Raw genomic sequence first — 17,866 nt, 5'->3', positions numbered from 1 at the left:
GGCCTGGCCATGTCGGCATCGGCAACAGCCAGCACGCGGCCCGCCACCGGCACCCACCTTTTCACGCAATGCCGTCCGCGGCGGCAATGGTCTTTGGCTCCAGGAAAGCCTCCATGCCGAAGACACCGAACTCCCTGCCGACGCCCGACTGCTTGACGCCGCCAAAGGGCGCGGCCAGCTCGGGCGCGATGCGATTGACCAGCACGGTGCCGGCCCGCAGCCGCGAGGCCACGCGCAGGGCACGCTGCGCGTCGGACGAGAAGACGTAGGCCTGCAAGCCGTACGGCGAGTCGTTCGCGATGCCGATGGCTTCGTCCTCATCGCCATAGCCGATCATCGAGAGCACCGGCCCGAAGATCTCCTCGCGCGCAATGTCCATGTCGTTGCGCACCTCTGCGAACACGGTAGGCCGCACGAACCAGCCCCGCTCGAAACCGTCCGGCCGGCCCTCGCCGCCGGCCACGAGGGTGGCGCCCTGCGCCAGGCCGCGGCGGATGAAGTGCTGCACGCGATCGAACTGCGCCTGGCTCGCGAGCGGTCCGACCGCGGTGGCAGGATCGCGCGGATCGCCCACGCGCAGGGCGGCCGCCGCCGCTCGCACCTGTTCAATGGCGGCTTTCATGTGCACGCGCGGGATCAGCAGGCGCGTGCCCGCCACGCAGGCCTGGCCGTTGTTCATGAAGGCGGCGTTCAGTGCCAGGGGCAGCGTGGCGGCCAGGTCGGCGTCGTCCAGCACCAGGGTGGCCGACTTGCCCGAGAGCGCGAGGCTCACGCGCTTCATGGTGTCGACGCCCGCGCGCGCAATGAGCTTTCCGGTCTGCGTGGAGCCGGTGAACGAGATCTTCGCGATGCCCGCACTGGTGGCGATCTCGTCGCCCACATCGCTGCCGCGCCCGAGCAGCACATTGAAGACGCCAGGCGGCAGGCCCGCGTCGTGCAGCGCCTCGGTCACGGCCTGCGCCTGCAGCGGGCCCAGCTCGCTCGGCTTGACGACCGAGGCGCAGCCCGCGGCAATGGCCGAAGCCAGCTTGCTGCAGATGCTTCCGGCGGCGGCGTTCCAGGGCGCAATGAGGCCGGCGACGCCGACCGGTTCCATCACCACGGTGGCCTCGCCCAGGCGGCGCTCGAAGGCGTAGTCCCGCAGCGCCTGCGCCGTGGTGGCGAAGCATTGCGAGGCGTAGTTGCTGACCCACTGCGAGCGGGCCAGCGGGCCGCCGTACTCCTCGATGGTGGCTTCGCGGATCCGGTCGGTGCGTGCCAGCACCGCGGCCTCGAGGCGCCGGAGCATGTCGATGCGCTGCGCCCTGGTGCTTCGCGCGAGCGCCGGCTGGGCGCGGTTCGCCGCGGCAATGGCGCGCTTCGCATCCTCGCGGTTCGCCAACGTCACCGTGCCGATGGCCCGCTCGGTCGCGGGGTTGCAGATCTCCAGCCGCTCGCTGCCCTGCACGGGCACGAAGGCGCCATCGATGTAGGCCTGGTCGATGTTCCACATGGGGTCCGCCGCCTCAGCCGCGCGCCACGTCGAGCACCGCCTTGGCAAAGGCCTCGGGCGCTTCCTGCGGCAGGTTGTGGCCGATGCCGCCGCTGACCAGCCGGTGCTCGTAGGTTCCCGAGAACTTCTTCGCGTAGGTGCCGGGCTCCGGATGCGGTGCGCCGTTGGCGTCGCCTTCGAGCGTGATGGTCGGCACGCCGATCACCGGCGCCTTGGCCAGCCGGTCCTCGAGCGCCTGGTACTTGGCCTCGCCGTCGGCCAGGCCCAGGCGCCAGCGGTAGTTGTGGACCGTAATGGCCACGTGGTCGGGGTTCTCGAAGGCCACGGCGCTGCGCTCGAAGGTGGCCGCATCGAAGTTCCACTTCGGCGAGGCCAGCTGCCAGATGAGCTTGGCGAAGTCGTGGCGGTTCTTCTCGTAGCCCAGGCGGCCGCGCTCGGTCGCAAAGTAGTACTGGTACCACCACTGCAGCTCGGCCGCGGGCGGCAGCGGGGCCTTGCCGGCCTGCTGGCTGCCGATGAGATAGCCGCTGACCGACACCAGCGCCTTCACGCGCTCCGGCCACAGCGCGGCCATGATGCAGGCCGTGCGCGCGCCCCAGTCGCAGCCGGCCACGGTGGCGGCCTTGATCTTCAGCGCGTCCATCAGCGCGATGATGTCCACGGCGACCACCGACTGCTGCCCGTTGCGCGGCGTGCGGGCCGACAGGAAGCGGGTGCTGCCGTAGCCGCGCAGGTACGGCACGATCACGCGAAAGCCCGCGGCCGCAAGCTGCGGGGCGACGTCGACGAACATGTGGATGTCGTAGGGCCAGCCGTGAAGAAGAATCACGGGGGCGCCGTCGGCCGGGCCGGCCTCGTAGTAGCCGATGTTGAGCGAGCCCGCGTCGATGCTCTTGAGCGGCTCGAGGCGCCGGAGGCTCGGCGTACCCGCGGACTGGGCGAAGGCGGGAACGATCGGGGCCAGCTGGGCGGCGGCCATGCCGAGCGCCGCCTTGGCAAGGAAGGAACGGCGGGGCAGCAGGGGAAAAGCGGTCATCGGGGGCTCCATGGTTGCGAAGTGATGGAGCCATTGTTCGGCGCACCGGCAGCCCTGCGACCGGCTTGCGTATCCCTCTGTATCTGGGCCGGGTGCGCCAACAATAAATTTCAATTGCGGGCGCGCGGCCGGGTGCCGATTCAGGCCCCGATCCGCGGCGTCCGTTCCAGGAAGGCTTCGCTCGCAGTTTCCCCTTGCCGATACACCGCCTCGACCAGCGCCAGCGTGCGCAGGTTGTCGGCCGGCTCGGTCTCGAAGGCGCGGCCATTGCGTACGCTGTCGACAAAATGCGCGATCGTTGCCGCGTAGGAGGCGAGATAGCACGCGGGCAGGTCGTAGCGCAGCTCAGCAGGCTGTGCACCCAGGCAGCGCAGCGTGTCGTCCTCGAGCTCGATGGTCCCCTTGGTGCCGACCAGGGTCAGCCGGTCGGCCTGGGCCGGCGCGCGGCCGTGCACCGACAGGTTGGCCAGCAGCGCCACCGGGGCCTGCAACGTGGTCTCGAAGGACAGGAAGGCCCGGTCCTCGCCGCGCATCACCGGGCTCGCGCGCCCGAGCCGCGCATGCACCAGCGTCAGTTCGCCCAGCAGAAAGCGCAACGTGTCGATGTGGTGGATCAGTATCTCCATCACCAGTGCGCGCTCCAGACCCGCGATGAAGGGCTGGCGCTCGAGCGCAGGCAGCCTGCCGGCCTCGTCGGGCAGCAGGCCGGAGGTCATCAAGGTCATGCTCGCCTGGACCACGTCTCCGATGCGGCCCTCCGCGAGCCATCCCGCGAGGTCGCGGTAACAGCGACGGAAGCGCCAGTTCTCGTGGACCATGAGCCGGCACCTGGGCGCCACTTCGTCGGCCAGTGCACGGGCTTCGGCGAGCGTGGGAGCCAGGGGCTTCTGGCACAGCACGGCCAGGCCACGCTCTGCCGCGGCGCGCACGATGGCCGCATGGAATTCGCGCGGCGCCGCCACGTCGACCGCATCAAGAGGCATCGCGTCAAGCATCTCCTGCGCGCTCGCAAAGACCCGGGCGATGCCGAACTCGCGTGCACGCGCCTCGGCGTTGGCGATGTTCGGGTCGGCGATGGCCACGACCACGGCCTGCCTTTCGAGCGCCCGCCAACCCGCAAGATGGTGCGAGCTGACCCAACCTGCGCCGACCAGGCCCACGCGCAAGGGCTTCGTCATGGCGCGCCCACGTCGGCGGCGGGGATCGCCTTCTCCGTGAAGGCATCGAACAGATAAAGCGCCTCGTCCGGAATGGTCAGGCCCACGCGATCGCCGATGCTGCTTTTCACATCGCGGTGCAGGCGGGCCATGACATCGCCGGCATCGCCCTCCAGCGAGACCATGAGGAGCGTCTCCGCACCCAGCGGCTCGATGGCCGAGACCACGCCCCGCAGCGTGCCGACGCCCTCGCGGGCCTCGTGCAATTGCAGTTCCTCGGGCCGCACGCCAACCAGCAGTTCACTCGCCGGAGGCAGCGCGGCGCGGGCCCAGCGGGCCAGTGGAAGTTCGCTCCCGCCCAGTGCCGCGACAGCAGAGGACGGGCCCTGCACGATGCGCGCCTTCAGGATGTTCATCGGCGGGTTGCCGAGAAAACGGGCGACGAAGGCATCGGCCGGCGCGCGGTAGACGTCCAGCGGCTTGCCGACCTGGGCCACCTTGCCCTTGTTCATGACGCAGATCCGCTGGCCCATGGTCATGGCCTCGACCTGGTCATGCGTCACATAGATCATGGTCGCGCCCAGCCGGCGGTGCAGCCGCACCAGCTCGTTGCGTGTGTTCACCCGCAGCGCCGCGTCGAGGTTCGACAGCGGCTCGTCGAACAGGAAGACCTTGGGCTCGCGCACGATCGCGCGGCCGAGCGCCACGCGCTGCCGCTGCCCACCCGACAGCGCCGCGGGCTTACGCGCCAGCAGCTCGTTCAGGCCCAGGATGCCGGCGGCCGACTTCACGCGTGCGGCAATCTGCTGGCTATCCACCTTGCGCCTTCGAAGTCCGAACGACAGGTTGTCGGCCACCGTCATGTGCGGATAGAGCGCATAGGACTGGAACACCATGGCAATGTCGCGGTCCTTGGCGGGCACCTCGTTGACCTTGCGCGTGTCGATGGCCAGCGAGCCTTCGCTGATCGCCTCCAGCCCCGCGATCATGCGCAGCGTGGTCGACTTCCCGCAGCCCGAGGGGCCGAGCAGGACCATGAATTCGCCGTCCTGCACGGACAGCGACACGTCGTCGACGGCGGGCTGCGCCGTGCCCTTGTAGCGCTTGAAGATGTTTTCGAGATGGACTGCTGCCACGGTTTGTGCCCCGGTCGTTGGAATTGGGAAGAGAAGAAGAAAGGCCCGGCGCTCACTTGACGGCGCCGGCCGTCATGCCCTGAATGAGCTTCTCGGAGAAGAAGGCGTACAGCACCACCACCGGAATGACCGCGATCATCATGCCGGTGGCGATCATCCCGATGTCCTGGAAGTAGTCCCCCATGTACGCACGGATGCCGATGGGGAGCGTGCGCGAGCCTTGGTCGCTCAGCAGCACCACCGCGAACAGGAACTCGTTCCAGAGCTGGATGAAGTTCAGGATGATGGTGGTCGCGATGGCCGGCATTCCCACCGGCAGCACGATGCGCCAGAAGATCTCGAAGTCGGAATACCCGTCCATCTTGGCGGCGTCGAAGAGGTCCTGCGGAATGCGGGCGAAGAAGCCTTCGAGCAGGTACACCGTCAACGGCAACTGCAGGCTCACGTACACGATCATCAGGCCGAGCCGCGAGTTGTAGAGCTCGTACTCCACCAGCACCTGGAACAGCGAGATCAGGATGATCTGCGGCGGGAAGACGATCGAGCTGAACAGGATGAAGTAGACCAGCCGGTTGCCGCGGAAGTTGTAGCGCGCCAGGCAATGCGCCGCCGCCGCGCCCAGCAGCGTGACGATGGCTACCGCGGAAACGACGATGAGCGAGCTGTTCCAGAAGTACTGCGCAAAGTTCGAATCCACCCATGCGATGCGGAACTTCTCCCAATGAAAGGTTTCGGGCCATGCGAAGTGGTTGGCGCTGATCTCGGAGGTCGTGCGCACCGACATCGTCCCGATCCACAGAAAAGGCAGCGCGGAGTAGAGCGTGTACAGCACCACGGCGGCCATGAGCCCGCCGTTGCGCAGCATGCGCGAAAGCGCGGCCGTCAGCGGTTCGCGATGATCCACCGCGGCGGGTGGTTTCAGGGTGGTGGAAGCCGAGGTCATGAAATCAGTACTCCATGCGCTCGCGGCGACGGAACAGCAGGTTGAAGAAGACGACGAAGCCGACCACCACGAAGAACCACACCACGGCAATCGCCGAGGGATAGCCGAGGTCGAAGGTGTTCCAGTTGAAGGCCCGCTTGTACACATAGGTCGACACCGTTTCGGTTGACCACACCGGGCCGCCCTCGGTCATGATCCAGACCAGGTCGAAGACTTTCATCTTGCCGATGAAGGCAAGGATGTAGAGGTTGAGCAAGGTCGGCCAGAGCATGGGCACGATGATGTCGGTGAGCTTGTGCCACCAGCCGCAGTTGTCGAGCTCGGCGGCCTCGAGCACCTCCGACGGCAGCGAATGCAGCGCGGCCAGGCAAACGACCATGTTGAAGCCTGCCCACTTCCAGGCATGGGTCACGATCAGCGAGCCTAGCGCGAACCGCGGGTCGCCCAGCCAGGCCTGCGCCCAGCTCTCGAGCCCCATGGCGCGCAGCATGCCGTTCACGACGCCCCAGTCGTAGTTGTAGATCCAGACCCACATGATCCCCACCACCACATAGGACAGCAGCACGGGCGTGAACCACGCCACGCGCAGGAAGCGCGAGAACGGCACGCCGGCGTACAGGCACAGCGCAAGCAGCAGCCCGACCACCACGTCGAGGATGGGTCCGATGACCGACCAGGCGGCGGTGTTGCGCACCGCCGCCCAGAAAGTCCTGTCCTTGAAGACCTCGGCATAGTGGGCCCAGCCGACGAACTCCGACGAGGCCAGGTCGGCCACGTTGAAGAAGCTGTTGTAGAAGGTGCGCAGCACCGGATAGGCCGTCAAGGCCGCATACACGAGCAATGCCGGCGCGAGGAACAGCATCACGGTGGGCAGCGAAGCGCGCCGGGAGTCGGCCTCCGGCGCCGAAAGCCAGGAGGCGAGCGTGCGGCGCATCGCCGCTGCGACGCCGGAAGAAGGATCTGTCATGTCGAATCGCTCCGAGCCTGCCGGATCAGCCCGAGGCCTTGCATGCCGCATCCATCTGCGCGGCGGCGTCGTTCACGCTCACCAGGCCACCGGGGAAGGCCCGGTTGAGCACCTGCGCGAAGGTGTCGCCGCACTTGCCGCTCATGTAGTGCAGCGGCGTCCCGATGAAGTACCTGGCGCCGGCCCCGCGCTCCTGCAGTTCCTTGAAGTACGGTGCATAGATGCTGGTGATGCGGGACGGGTCGGTCCTGACGCCCGTCTGCAGCAGCACGCTCTCCATCCACTTGTTGCCGTTCTCCACGGTGGCGAGCGACGAGAGCATCTTGCCCGCGCATTCCTTGTTCTTGCTCCGCGAATACATCACGTAGCTGCCGCCGACCGCCAGCGTCTTGCATTCGGGGCACTTGCTGCCGTCCATCGCCGGGTACTTCATCAGGCCGAGCGCAAAGTCCTTGGGCTGCCCGCCCTTCTCCGGTGCCACGAAGGCGCGCCCGGTGTACCAGCTTGCGATCGGGAACATCAGCGCGCCCGGGTTGGTGTGGAAGTAGTAGTGCGACTCGCCCAGCTTCATCGTGGCCATGCTCCTGGGGAACATGCCGGCATCGACCAGCTGCTTGACCCAGGTCATGGCCTCGATCACGCGCGGGTCCTGGAACGGCAGCTTGCCGGTCAGGAGCTTCTCGTAGTCTTCGGTGCCCAGCTTGCGCAACAGGATCTCCTGCAGGAAGTAGGCACCCGGGTAGGGCCGGTCGCCCACGCCCGTGGCTGTCGGCGTGATGCCGGCGGCGACCGAGCGCTTGACCATGTCGGCGAACTGGGCCTGCGTCATCTGCATGCCGGCCGGCGGCGTCACGCCGATCTTCTTCATCAGGTCGCGGTTGTAGTAAAGCTCGACCGAGTAGGCCTCCTGCGGCATGGCGTAGACCTTGCCGTTCCAGGTCCATGCGCGCTTGGCCCAGTCCTCGAGGTTGGCCAGGTCGATGTACTTGTCGAGCGGCTCGAGGTAGCCGCTCTTGGCGAATGCGATCTCGTCGGGCTCCAGCCAGAAGATGTCCGGTGCCTGGCCGGTGCGCACGGAGGTTTTCACGGACGTGTAGAGGTCCGCCTTCTGAACGAACTGCAGATTGACCTTGCACTGCGGCGTAGCCGCCTCGAACTGCTTCACCCGCTCTTCGATGAAGCTGCGCTTCGAAACCTCGTCGGGCCAGTGGCTCCACATCGTGAGCGTCTGCTGCTGCTGCGCCATGGCAGGCGCGCCGATCAATGCGAGCACGGTGCCGGCCAGGGCCAGCGCTGCCGCGCTTCGTCGGGCGCTGCAAAGGCCTGGCCAGGCCGCGGGAAGAGAAAAATGCGTCATGTGTGTCTCCTTTTTTGTATGAATCCGAATCGGGCATCGAGGCGGTCTTCGCCGCCGCAGTGGACTCAGGCGCGCGGATAGCCCGGCATGCTGAAGTCGATGGCCTGAAGCTGCGCGTCGATTGCATCGCGCGTCGAGCTGTCCAGGGGCGCGAGCGGCGGGCGCACCATGCGCCATGGCGCATCGTTGGCGTACGTGGCCAGCGCATGCTTCATGGCGGGGATCATGTAGCCGCCCTGGAACACCTTGCGGACCGCATCGGCCCTGGCCTGCAGTTCGGGAGCGTCTGCACCCTGCCATCCCGCATAGACCCGGTGGATTCCCGCGGGATTCATGTTCACCGTTGCGCTGATGCAGCCGGCGCCACCGAGCGGCATCGCCATTGAGAGCAGCGACTCGCTGGCGGGAAACACGTCGAAGCCATCGGCGGCGAAGTTGTCGATCATGGCCTTGGTGTTCGCCCAGTCCCCCGAGGAGTCCTTCGCGCCGGCGATCACCGTCGGATAGCGCTTGCGAAGCCGCTCGATCAGGCCCAGGGTGATCGGAACGTGGCTGAACTGCGGGATGTGATACAGGTAGATCGGCGCACAGCCGGGCCCCACTCGTTCGATGATCTCGGCGTAGTAGGCGAACACGCCGTCGTCGGACACGCCCTTGAAGAAGAACGGCGGCAGCGTCAGCAGGCCGGCTGCGCCGAGTTCGGACGCATGCCGCGAAAGCTCGACCGCGTCGGGGAGCGCGCAGGCGCCGGTCCCCGGCATCAGCTTCGCCGCGGGAATGCCCGCTTCCACCAGTGCTTCGGTCAACGACTTGCGCTCGGCCACGCTGATCGAGGCGGCCTCGGAGTTGGTGCCGAAGATGGCCAGGCCCGCGTTGTTGCCGACGAGCCATTCGCAGTGCGCGATGAAGCGTTCGACATCGGGCGCCAGGCTGCCGGTGAAGGGTGTCAGGACGGGCGCAATCACGCCGCGTAGTCTGGTGGTCATGCTGTGATGTCTTCCGAAGGTGGCACCGATCGACGGATTCGAAGCGGGCCCTTATTGCTTGTGCGGGCCGAGTTTGAAAGCGCGGGCCCTTCGGAAGAAGCGATGGCGGCACCGTCAGAGCAAAATAATTTTTTGTTCCGGTTCATCCGCAAAGTTACATTCCTTCGCATGGACACCCGCTACCTGCAGAGCTTTGTTGCCGTCGTCGAGCTGGGATCGATGGCCGAAGCGGCACGCCATCTGGACCTGACGCCTGCGGCCATTGCGGCGCGCGTCAAGGCGCTGGAGGAAGAGATGGGGCTCTCCCTGGTGCAGCGGGCGGGGCGCTCCGTTCGCCCCACCGCAGCCGGCCTGAAGATGCTCGACCGGGCGCGCACCGTGCTGAGGGAAATCCGCGACCTGCGGGCCGCCGCCGGCGACGGCTTCGCGCTCGGCGAATTGAAGCTCGGCGTGTTCGGCTCGGCGCTGACGGGCGTGCTGCCGCCCCTGCTCAAGCGCCTCTACGATCGGTACCCGGACCTGTCGGTGTTCGTCGCTCCCGGGAATTCCGTCGAGCTCTGCCGCCAGGTGACCCTCGGCGCGCTGGATGCCGCCATCGTCGTCGAGCCCCAGTTCGCCGTGGGGAAAGGCTGCGCATGGCACGCGCTGCTGGAGGAAGGGCTCGTGGTGGTGGCGCCCGCAGGCCTGGCGGACCGCACTGCCCACCAGTTGCTGGAGACCGAACCCTTCATTCGCTACGACCGCTCCGTGCTGGGTGGCCAGCTTGCCGATCGCTATCTTCGCGACAACGGCCTGGTCGTGAAGCAGCGGCTCGAGATCGACAACCTGATGGCGATCGCCGCCCTCGTCGGGCAGGGCCTGGGCGTGGCGCTGCTGCCGGACTGGTCGCCCATGTGGCACGTCGGCTACGGCATCGTGCCGGTCCCGCTGCCCTCGCGCGCGCCCGTGCGGCGCGTGGGCCTGGTGTGGGCCACGCACGGCCCACGCGCTGCCTTGTCGCAGGCGCTGCTGCACGAAGCGCAGGCCATGTACGCTCAGGAAAACTGATACAGCCTGGCCGGGTTGTCGACCAGGATCGACTTGCGCGCGGCCTCGCTCGGCACCGCATCGGCAAAAGCATCGAGCAAGGCCGCATCGTTCGGGATCTTGTGCGGCTGCTCCGTCGGATGCGGCCAATCGCTTCCCCAGAGCACATGCTCCGGCGCTTCGCGCGCGTAGGCGGCGGCCACCGCCACGGCATCCGCATAGCCCGGCGCGCCCACCGCCGATTCGTTGTAGAACCCGGACAGCTTGACACAGGCCCTGCCCTGCTGGAGCAGGCCGCGAACCATCAGGAAGGCCGGGTGCTGTGTCGCGTTCGGTTGAGGCACGCGCGCCAGGTGGTCGAACACCACGGGGACCGGCAGGTCCGCCCAGATCGCACGCGCCTCCAGCAGAAAGGCCGCGGGCGCGTTGACCTGGACATGCCAGCCCATCGGCGCGATCCGCGCGGCCAGCGGCTTCACCATGGCCAACGTGGTCGCACCCGGCGGTGCGAGATTGAACCGGATGCCGCAAACGCCCGCGCTGTGCAGTTCGCGCAGCTGGGCATCCGTCACGTCGGTGTCCACCACGGCCACGCCGCGCGCTTTTTCGCCGAACTGCGCGATCGACTCGAGCAGCAGGCGGTTGTCGGTCCCGTAGCTCGACGGCTGGACGATCACATTGCGCGTCGTGCCGATGCGCTTCTGCAAGGCCTGGTAGTCGGCGATCGATGCATCGCCAGGCCGCAGTGCCGCGCCCCGCGCGAACGGGTAGCGTGCATCGTAGATGTGGTGATGGCAGTCGCAGGCATCGGCTGGAACGCGCGTGTTCGGCGGCTCCGCGCCTTCGGACCACCTCACCGCATCGGCAGGCCGGCGGTCCATGCTAGCGCGGCACCTTGCCGACCATCCGGGCCGCTCGCAGAAAATCGAAGTCCACGCCCAGGTCGGCCTGCGTCACCGTCTGCAGGAACAGCTTGCGGTAGCCGCGCTCGGCGGTCGGTACGGCGACCGGGGACTCCTGCGCGCGCCGGGCGAGTTCTTCCGCGGAGACCAGCAATGCGATCTCGCGGCGCTCGACGCTCAAGCGGATGCGGTCGCCATTGCGGACATGGGCCAGTGGACCGCCGGCCGCGGATTCGGGCGTGACATGAAGCACGATGGTGCCGAACGCCGTACCGCTCATGCGGCCGTCGGAGATCCGCACGATGTCCTTGACGCCGGCGCGGGCCAGCTTGCGCGGGATCGGAATGTAGCCGGCCTCGGGCATGCCCGGCGCGCCCTTGGGGCCGATGTTCTTGAGCACGAGCACGTCCTGCGCCGTGACATCGAGCTCCTCGCTGTCGATGCGGTGGACCAGGTCCTCGATGTTCTCGAACACCACGACCCGTCCTTCGTGTTCCATGAGCTTCGGGTCCGCGGCGGACTGCTTGATGATGGCGCCGCCCGGGGCGAGATTGCCTCGCAGCACGGCAATGCCGCCTTGGGGATAGATCGGGTTGCCGATCGACCGCACCACCGTCTGCTGAAAGCCCGGGCCCGCCCGCTCCATCTCCTCGCCGAGCGTGCGGCCGCTGACGGTCATGGCGCCAAGGTGCAGCAGCGGCTTCAGTTCGCGCAGCAGGGTCGCCATCCCGCCCGCATGATGGAAATCCTCCATGTACCACTGGCCCGATGGCTTCAGGTCGAGCAGCACCGGCGTTTCCCGCCCCATGCGATCGAGCGCGGCCAGATCGATCTCCAGCCCCATGCGCCCGGCGATCGCCGCGAGGTGCACGATGCCGTTGGTCGAGCCCCCGATCGCCAACAGCACCCGCATCGCGTTCTCGAAGGCCTCGGGCGTCAACACCTTGTCGATCGTCAGGCCGGTGCGCGCCATCTGTACCGCCTGGGCGCCGGTCTGCTCGGCGATGCGGATGCGGTCCGCCGTCACGGCGGGCGGCGATGCACCGCCCGGCACGGTCATGCCCAGCGCCTCGGCAATGCACGCCATGGTGCTGGCCGTTCCCATCACCGAGCAGGTGCCCACGCTCGCGACCAGCTGGTTGTTCACGTCGGCGATTTCCTCCGCATCGATCTCGCCGGCGCGGTACTTGCCCCAATAGCGCCGGCAGTCGGTGCAGGCGCCCACCCGTTCGCCGCGATGGCCGCCCGTGAGCATCGAGCCCGTGATCAGCTGGATCGAGGCAATGCCGGCCGAAGCCGCGCCCATCAGCTGGGCCGGCACGGTCTTGTCGCAGCCGCCGATCAGCACCACGGCGTCCATGGGCTGGGCGCGCACCATCTCCTCGGTGTCCATCGACATGAGGTTGCGCAGGTACATGCTGGTCGGCGCGGCAAAGCTCTCGTGGATCGAGATCGTCGGGAAGTCCATCGGCAGCCCCCCTGCCAGCATCACGCCGCGCTTGACGGCCTCGACCAGCTGCGGTGCGTTGCCATGGCAGGGGTTGTAGGCGCTCCCCGTGTTGGAGATGCCGATCACCGGACGGTCGAGCGCCGCGTCGGTGAAGCCCGCGCCCTTGATGAAGGCCTTGCGCAGGAAGAGCGAGAAGCCCTGGTCGCCGTAGCTGGTGAGGCCCTTGCGCATGCCGGATCCGTCGGCTGCATCGTCGGGCTCGAAAGGAGATTTCTCGTCGGTCATGCTTGCGTTACCTTTGTTCTGTGCATCGGGACTGCTGGCCTCATTCGTCCGCCTTGATGTGGGCCGTGGTGATCAGTTTCTCCCAGCGGGCCACCTCGAGCTCGATGCGCTTTGCCGTTTGCGCCGGCGTCGTCGGCTCTGCCACATAGACGCCCTGCTTGAGCAGCATGTCCTTGACCTCGGGCGATCGAACCAGCCCGGCCAATGCTTCGTTCAGCCGCGCAACGATGGCCTCGGGCGTGCCGGCGGGAGCGAGCACGCCGAAAGTCGATGCGATGTCCAGCGCCGGCATCCCGGCTTCGACCGCGGACGGCACCTCCGGGAGCATCGAGATGCGCTCGGGCATCGTTACCGCCAGCGCACGCAGCTTGCCCGAGACGATGAACGGCAGCGCCGCGGGCACCGTCTCGACCATCATGTTCACCTGCCCGCCCACCAGATCCGTCATCGCGGGACCGCTGCCCTTGTAGGCGATGTGCGTCATGCTGATCTTCGCATCGCTGCGGATGATCTCGGCGGCCAGGCGCTGCGGCGCGCCCGCGCCCGACGACGCGTAGTTCAGCTTTTCGGGGTTGGCCTTGCCATAGGCGACCAGTTCCTTGAGGTCTTTCACCGCAAGCCTGGGGTTCACGACCACCACCAGCGGCACCGACCCCACCACCATGACGGGCGCGAAGTCCTTGGTGATGCTGTAGCGGATCTTTCCCTTCTCCAGCGTGGCCATGGTTGCATGGGAGGTGAGCGCACCCATCAACAAGGTGTAGCCGTCCGGCGCAGACCTGGCAGCGGCTTCGGCGCCCACGTTGCCGCCGGCGCCGCCCCGGTTGTCGACGACCACCTGCTGTCCCAGCTGCTCGCCCAGTTTGAGCGCGATGATCCGGCCGATCACGTCGGTCGCGCCGCCCGGCGGATACGGCACGATCAGCTTGATGGGCTTGTCGGGGTAGGCCGCGAAGGCACTCGCGGCGCTGATGGACAGGACGGCCGAGGCACCGGCCTTGAAGATCAGGCGGCGCAGCCGCGAAGTCGTGGGGGGCATGGTCTGTCTCCGGGCAAGGGGCGAGCGGATCGCCGGTGCGAGCGGGCGATGTCCGGACACGTTTTTGTTGCCGCTAGTGTTGCCAACGCCCTCGCCGCGTTGAAGCGCCGCCCGCATGGACAGACCATAAAAAGATTTTTGTCTGCTCTCGAGCGGGGCCAATTGCCCGCGCCGATCGCAGACGCCTGCTGGGCCCGCGCTATCCCGCCGCCACGATCACATGCGCCTGGATCTTGCCTTCCACCGGCCCTTCGCCATGGCGGCTGGCGATCGCCTCCGTCGCGCGGTCCGTCGCGCGCTGAAGCAGGCTGGCGTCGCGCGCCTCGATCTCGTTGCGCAGCGGCGTTCCCTGGCAGTAGGCCGTGGCCACTTCGCGCGCCGAGGGCGAGCGGCTGCGCTTCTCACGCGTCTGGATTGCGATGTCGGCGAATCCTGCGCGGCTCAGATCCTCGCGGATCAGCGCCACATCGTGATAGCCGTGCGGCGTGCGGGCAAGGAACCGCGGCGGATCGTGCGGAAACACCGCGGCGACGGCCTGGGTGACCTCGTCGGCAAAGGCGTTCTCCTCGATGCGGTCCCAGACATTGAAGACGAATCGCCCGCCCGGCTTCAGCACGCGGCGCGCCTCGGCGTAGCCGGCACTGCGGTCGGGAAAGAACATGGCGCCGAACTGGCAGCAAACGACGTCGAACGAAGCATCGTCGAACGGCAGGTGAAGCGCGTCCGCCTGCCGCCATTCGATGCGGCTGTCGGGGCCCTGCCGGCTGGCGGCGTAGTCGAGCATGGGCTGGTTGAGATCGGTCACCACGTAGCGCGCGCCGGCGCCGAGCCTTGGCGCCAGCGCCCGCGTGACCACGCCGCTGCCGGCCGCCGTCTCGAGCACCGCGCCGGGCGAGGAGGCCGCGGCAAGCTCCGCCATGTCGGCGGCATAGGCCTCGAAGATCAGCGGGACCATCAGCGTGTCGTAGAACTTCGGGATCGAACCCGAGAACACCTTGTCGCTCTCAGCCATGAGATCTCCTTGAAGTTCCGGATGGTGGCCCGGCCATGGTGGACCTGCACGCCAGCCCCGTCAACGCCGTCCTACAGGCTTCTCGCCATCATCTGGCGAATGGCCTACGCCAGACTGCCGCCGCGCGCGATGAATTCTCGGGTGATCTGCTCGCCGAGCGCCAGCAGCGGCGCACCCAGTTCGAGCGCCACCTCGTTCGCCGGATCGCTGGTGGACAGGCTCGCATTGAGCACGTGCACGGGCTCGTTCGGAAGCGCCAGCGGCATGGCCAGCGCAACGATCTCGGGCTGCCACGAGGCCGCGCACCAGCCGCGGCGGCGCACGCTCTCGATGGCCTTGTCGATTTCCCTGCGAAGCCGCGGCCAATTGCTGCGGCGCGCCTCGAACTCCTTCGCCAGTTCGGCGCGCCGCGCCGGCGGCGCCGTTGCCAGCCAGGCACGGCCGAGCGAGGTGAGCTCAATCGGCACGCGCTGTCCGCTCACCACGCTGCGCAGCGACGCCTTCTTGTTGTAGCGGATCGATTCGAGGTACAGCATCTCGGAACGATCGGCGACCGCGAGCCCGACGTTGATGCGCAGTTTCTCGGCCAGCGCCCGCATCCGCGGGGCGGCCACCTGCAGCACGGTGGAGCCGGTGCGCATGGCGTGCGCGAAGCTCAGCACCGGCGCCGCGAGCCGGTAGGCGCGCGCGGGCCGGTCGTGCTCGAGCAGTCCCGCGCCGACCAGCGTCTGCGTCAGGCGGCTCACGGTGGCTGGCGCCAGGCCGGTGCGCTCCGCGAGCTCGCCATTGCCCAGCAGCGTGGAGCCGGGCCGGAAGGCACGCAGGATCTCGATTCCGCGTTCGAGCGAGCGGTTGGATGGGGTGGGCATTCGGTGTCTCCTTGCGGCAACCCTCCAATTCCACGCAGTGGAAGAGGGCAGGTGCGCTGGCGGAGTATGCGTCCTAAGCTCGGACACACCGACAAGCGGGAAAGAAAGAGAGACATACATCCGTGCGCAGCGCCGACGGCATGGCCGTGCTCGCCCCTTGATCCGGTGCATGACAAAAAATGGAGACACCATGAACCTCAATCGCATGTCGCGCCGAGGCTTCCACGCCGTTGCGGGCGCCGGCCTTGCGCTCGCGGCCCTGAGCCCGCTCGCAAGCGCGCAGTCCGCCTTTCCGTCGAAGCCGATCCGCATCGTCGTGCCCTTTGCAGCCGGCGGCCCGACCGACCTGATGGCGCGCGCCATCGCCAAGAACATGGCACCCGGCCTCGGCCAGCCCGTGATCGTCGACAACAAGCCCGGCGGCGGCGGCGTGATCGGCATGAGCGAGATCGCGCGCGGCCCGGCCGACGGCTACACGATGGTCTTCCCCTCGATCCTCGCGGTCACCAATCCGGCGCTGATGCCGAACTATCCGTTCGATACGCTGCGCGACTTTGCGCCGCTCACGGTGGTGGGCTTCATTCCGCATGCGGTGGTGGTGAAGCCGGACTTCCCCGCCAGGAACCTGCAGGAACTGGTCGAGATGGCCAAGGCCAAGCCCGGCAGCCTTTCGTACGGCTCATCGGGCAACGGCACCTCTGCGCACCTGGGCGCGGCATTGTTCGTGCAGCGCGCCGGCATCCGCGCGGTGCATGTGCCCTACCGGGGCGCCGGCCCGGCGGTGCAGGACCTGCTGGGCGGCCAGATCCAGTTCATGTTCCTCGACATGAGCTCGGCACTCGCGCAGATCAAGGCGGGCAAGCTGCGCGCGCTCGCGGTCGCGCCCAAGTCGCGCTTCGCCGGCCTGCCCGATGTGCCGACCGTCGCCGAGCAGGGCTATCCCGGCTTCGACGTGCATGGCTGGTACGGGCTGCTGCTGAAGGCCGGCACGCCCGCGCCGCTCATGCAGCGGCTCTATGCCGAGGTCAAGCGCTCGCTCGATACGCAGGAAGTGCGCGAGATCTTCCAGGCCCAGGGCATCGAGCCGGGCGGCATGCCGCCGGCCGACTTCACGGCGCTGATACGCGACGACCTCGCGCTGTGGAAGCGCACGGTCGAGCAGTTGAACATCACCTTGCAATGAAGGAGCGCCGCCCGATGCGCATCGTCATCCCCGACGACTACCAGGACTGCGTCCGCACGCTCGACTGCTTCGGCAAGCTCGATGGACACGAGGTCCGCATCTTCAACGACACGGTGAAGGGCACCGATGAACTCGCGGCGCGTTTCGCGGATGCCGAGGCCATCGTGCTCACCCGCGAGCGCACGCGCATCGATGCGGCGCTGCTCGAGCGGCTGCCCCGGTTGCGTCTCATCAGCCAGACCGGCAAGCTGGCGGGCCACGTCGATCTCGCGGCCTGCACTGCCCGCGGCGTGGCGGTGGCCGAAGGCAGCGGCGCGGGTTCGGCCACCGCAGAACTCACCTGGGCGCTCGCGCTGGCAAGCCGCCGGCATCTGGTCGAGGAAGCCACGCGGCTGCGCCAGGGCCGGTGGCAGGGTCACCTGGGCCAGCAGCTCGGCGGCCAGCGTCTGGGTGTGTGGAGCTACGGGCGCATCGGCCGCCAGGTGGCCGCCTACGGGCGCACGTTCGGCATGAAGGTCTGGGTATGGGGGCGCGAGGGCTCGACTGCGGCGGCACGCGCAGACGGCTTCGAAGTGGCGCCCTCGCGCGAGGCCTTCTTCGCACAGAGCGACGTGGTCAGCCTGCATGTGAGGCTCGACGAGCACACCCGGGGCATGGTCTCGGGCGAAGATCTGGCCCGCATGAAGGCCAGCGCCCTGCTGGTGAACACCAGCCGCGCCGAGCTGGTCGCGCCCGGTGCGCTGGAACGCGCGCTGGCGGTGGGCCGGCCGGGCTTCGCGGCCGTGGACGTGTTCGAGGAAGAGCCCGTGCGCGCCGGCGAACATCCGCTCCTGCGTCTGCCCAATGCGCTGTGCACGCCGCACATCGGCTATGTCGAGCGCGACAACTACGAGCGCTACTTCGGCATCGCCTTCGACCACGTCAACGCGTTTGCCGCGGGGCGCTTGAAGGACGCGCTCAGCCCCTCGGTCCTGCGCCCGGGCTAGGACCTGTCTGCGAGGCGGCGGTGGCGGACACGGCCGATCG

The 17,866-nt window shown here is 67.9% G+C and carries 16 protein-coding genes; 3 read left to right on the top strand and 13 right to left on the bottom strand.

Annotated elements, in window-relative coordinates; translation table 11 throughout:
* Positions 1–61: 61 nt before the first annotated feature.
* The 8 genes from VPA02S_RS19805 to VPA02S_RS19770 form a co-directional block, all read right to left on the bottom strand.
* Positions 62–1,492, bottom strand: coding sequence for an aldehyde dehydrogenase family protein (locus tag VPA02S_RS19805; protein WP_062365272.1), 1,431 nt, complete (start codon positions 1,490–1,492; stop codon positions 62–64).
* A 13-nt stretch (positions 1,493–1,505) separates the two neighbouring features.
* On the bottom strand, positions 1,506–2,528 hold the full coding sequence (locus VPA02S_RS19800; RefSeq protein ID WP_018906938.1) for an alpha/beta fold hydrolase: 1,023 nt from the start codon (positions 2,526–2,528) through the stop codon (positions 1,506–1,508).
* Positions 2,529–2,668: 140 nt separating this feature from the next.
* Complete coding sequence (locus VPA02S_RS19795) at positions 2,669–3,706, bottom strand: Gfo/Idh/MocA family protein (protein WP_062365271.1); 1,038 nt, start codon at positions 3,704–3,706, stop codon at positions 2,669–2,671.
* Positions 3,703–4,821 carry an ABC transporter ATP-binding protein gene (locus tag VPA02S_RS19790; protein ID WP_062365270.1) on the bottom strand — a complete coding sequence of 373 codons (1,119 nt, stop codon included), beginning with the start codon at positions 4,819–4,821 and terminating at the stop codon, positions 3,703–3,705. The genes VPA02S_RS19795 and VPA02S_RS19790 overlap by 4 nt, the downstream gene beginning before the upstream one ends.
* A gap of 52 nt (positions 4,822–4,873) precedes the next feature.
* A complete protein-coding gene (locus VPA02S_RS19785) occupies positions 4,874–5,764 on the bottom strand; it encodes a carbohydrate ABC transporter permease (RefSeq protein WP_015866290.1) in 891 nt (296 codons plus the stop codon).
* A gap of 4 nt (positions 5,765–5,768) precedes the next feature.
* Positions 5,769–6,731 carry a carbohydrate ABC transporter permease gene (locus tag VPA02S_RS19780; protein ID WP_015866289.1) on the bottom strand — a complete coding sequence of 321 codons (963 nt, stop codon included), beginning with the start codon at positions 6,729–6,731 and terminating at the stop codon, positions 5,769–5,771.
* A gap of 25 nt (positions 6,732–6,756) precedes the next feature.
* Positions 6,757–8,088: an ABC transporter substrate-binding protein gene (locus tag VPA02S_RS19775; RefSeq protein ID WP_015866288.1), complete on the bottom strand. Its 1,332-nt coding sequence runs from the start codon at positions 8,086–8,088 to the stop codon at positions 6,757–6,759.
* A 65-nt stretch (positions 8,089–8,153) separates the two neighbouring features.
* The gene (locus VPA02S_RS19770; RefSeq protein ID WP_015866287.1) at positions 8,154–9,074 is read right to left on the bottom strand and encodes a dihydrodipicolinate synthase family protein; all 921 of its coding nucleotides are present in this window, start codon (positions 9,072–9,074) and stop codon (positions 8,154–8,156) included.
* Between the two features lie 168 nt (positions 9,075–9,242).
* Here VPA02S_RS19770 and VPA02S_RS19765 point away from each other — a divergent pair, with 168 nt between their 5' ends.
* Positions 9,243–10,121 carry a LysR family transcriptional regulator gene (locus tag VPA02S_RS19765; RefSeq protein WP_041945825.1) on the top strand — a complete coding sequence of 293 codons (879 nt, stop codon included), beginning with the start codon at positions 9,243–9,245 and terminating at the stop codon, positions 10,119–10,121.
* Here VPA02S_RS19765 and VPA02S_RS19760 read toward each other — a convergent pair.
* The 5 genes from VPA02S_RS19760 to VPA02S_RS19740 form a co-directional block, all read right to left on the bottom strand.
* Positions 10,109–10,981 carry an amidohydrolase family protein gene (locus VPA02S_RS19760; RefSeq protein WP_015866285.1) on the bottom strand — a complete coding sequence of 291 codons (873 nt, stop codon included), beginning with the start codon at positions 10,979–10,981 and terminating at the stop codon, positions 10,109–10,111. The two genes, VPA02S_RS19765 and VPA02S_RS19760, sit on opposite strands and share 13 nt — an antisense overlap.
* A gap of 1 nt (position 10,982) precedes the next feature.
* A complete protein-coding gene (locus tag VPA02S_RS19755; RefSeq protein WP_015866284.1) occupies positions 10,983–12,737 on the bottom strand; it encodes an IlvD/Edd family dehydratase in 1,755 nt (584 codons plus the stop codon).
* 40 nt (positions 12,738–12,777) lie between these two features.
* Complete coding sequence (locus VPA02S_RS19750; RefSeq protein ID WP_062365269.1) at positions 12,778–13,776, bottom strand: Bug family tripartite tricarboxylate transporter substrate binding protein; 999 nt, start codon at positions 13,774–13,776, stop codon at positions 12,778–12,780.
* A 199-nt stretch (positions 13,777–13,975) separates the two neighbouring features.
* Complete coding sequence (locus VPA02S_RS19745; protein WP_062365268.1) at positions 13,976–14,788, bottom strand: class I SAM-dependent methyltransferase; 813 nt, start codon at positions 14,786–14,788, stop codon at positions 13,976–13,978.
* A 104-nt stretch (positions 14,789–14,892) separates the two neighbouring features.
* Positions 14,893–15,657 (bottom strand): IclR family transcriptional regulator, encoded by a 765-nt coding sequence (locus VPA02S_RS19740; protein WP_062365267.1) that lies wholly within the window; start codon positions 15,655–15,657, stop codon positions 14,893–14,895.
* Positions 15,658–15,847: 190 nt separating this feature from the next.
* Between VPA02S_RS19740 and VPA02S_RS19735 the strand changes: the two genes are divergently transcribed.
* Both VPA02S_RS19735 and VPA02S_RS19730 read left to right on the top strand, forming a co-directional pair.
* Complete coding sequence (locus VPA02S_RS19735; protein WP_062365266.1) at positions 15,848–16,840, top strand: Bug family tripartite tricarboxylate transporter substrate binding protein; 993 nt, start codon at positions 15,848–15,850, stop codon at positions 16,838–16,840.
* 14 nt (positions 16,841–16,854) lie between these two features.
* Complete coding sequence (locus VPA02S_RS19730) at positions 16,855–17,826, top strand: D-2-hydroxyacid dehydrogenase family protein (RefSeq protein ID WP_062365265.1); 972 nt, start codon at positions 16,855–16,857, stop codon at positions 17,824–17,826.
* Positions 17,827–17,866 lie beyond the last annotated feature (40 nt).

Origin of the sequence: Variovorax paradoxus NBRC 15149 (assembly GCF_001591365.1) — a bacterium.
GTDB classification, from domain to species: Bacteria; Pseudomonadota; Gammaproteobacteria; order Burkholderiales; family Burkholderiaceae_C; genus Variovorax; species Variovorax paradoxus.
Note: the sequence above shows the minus strand (reverse complement) of the source record. Positions and strands in the feature narration are given on the sequence as shown.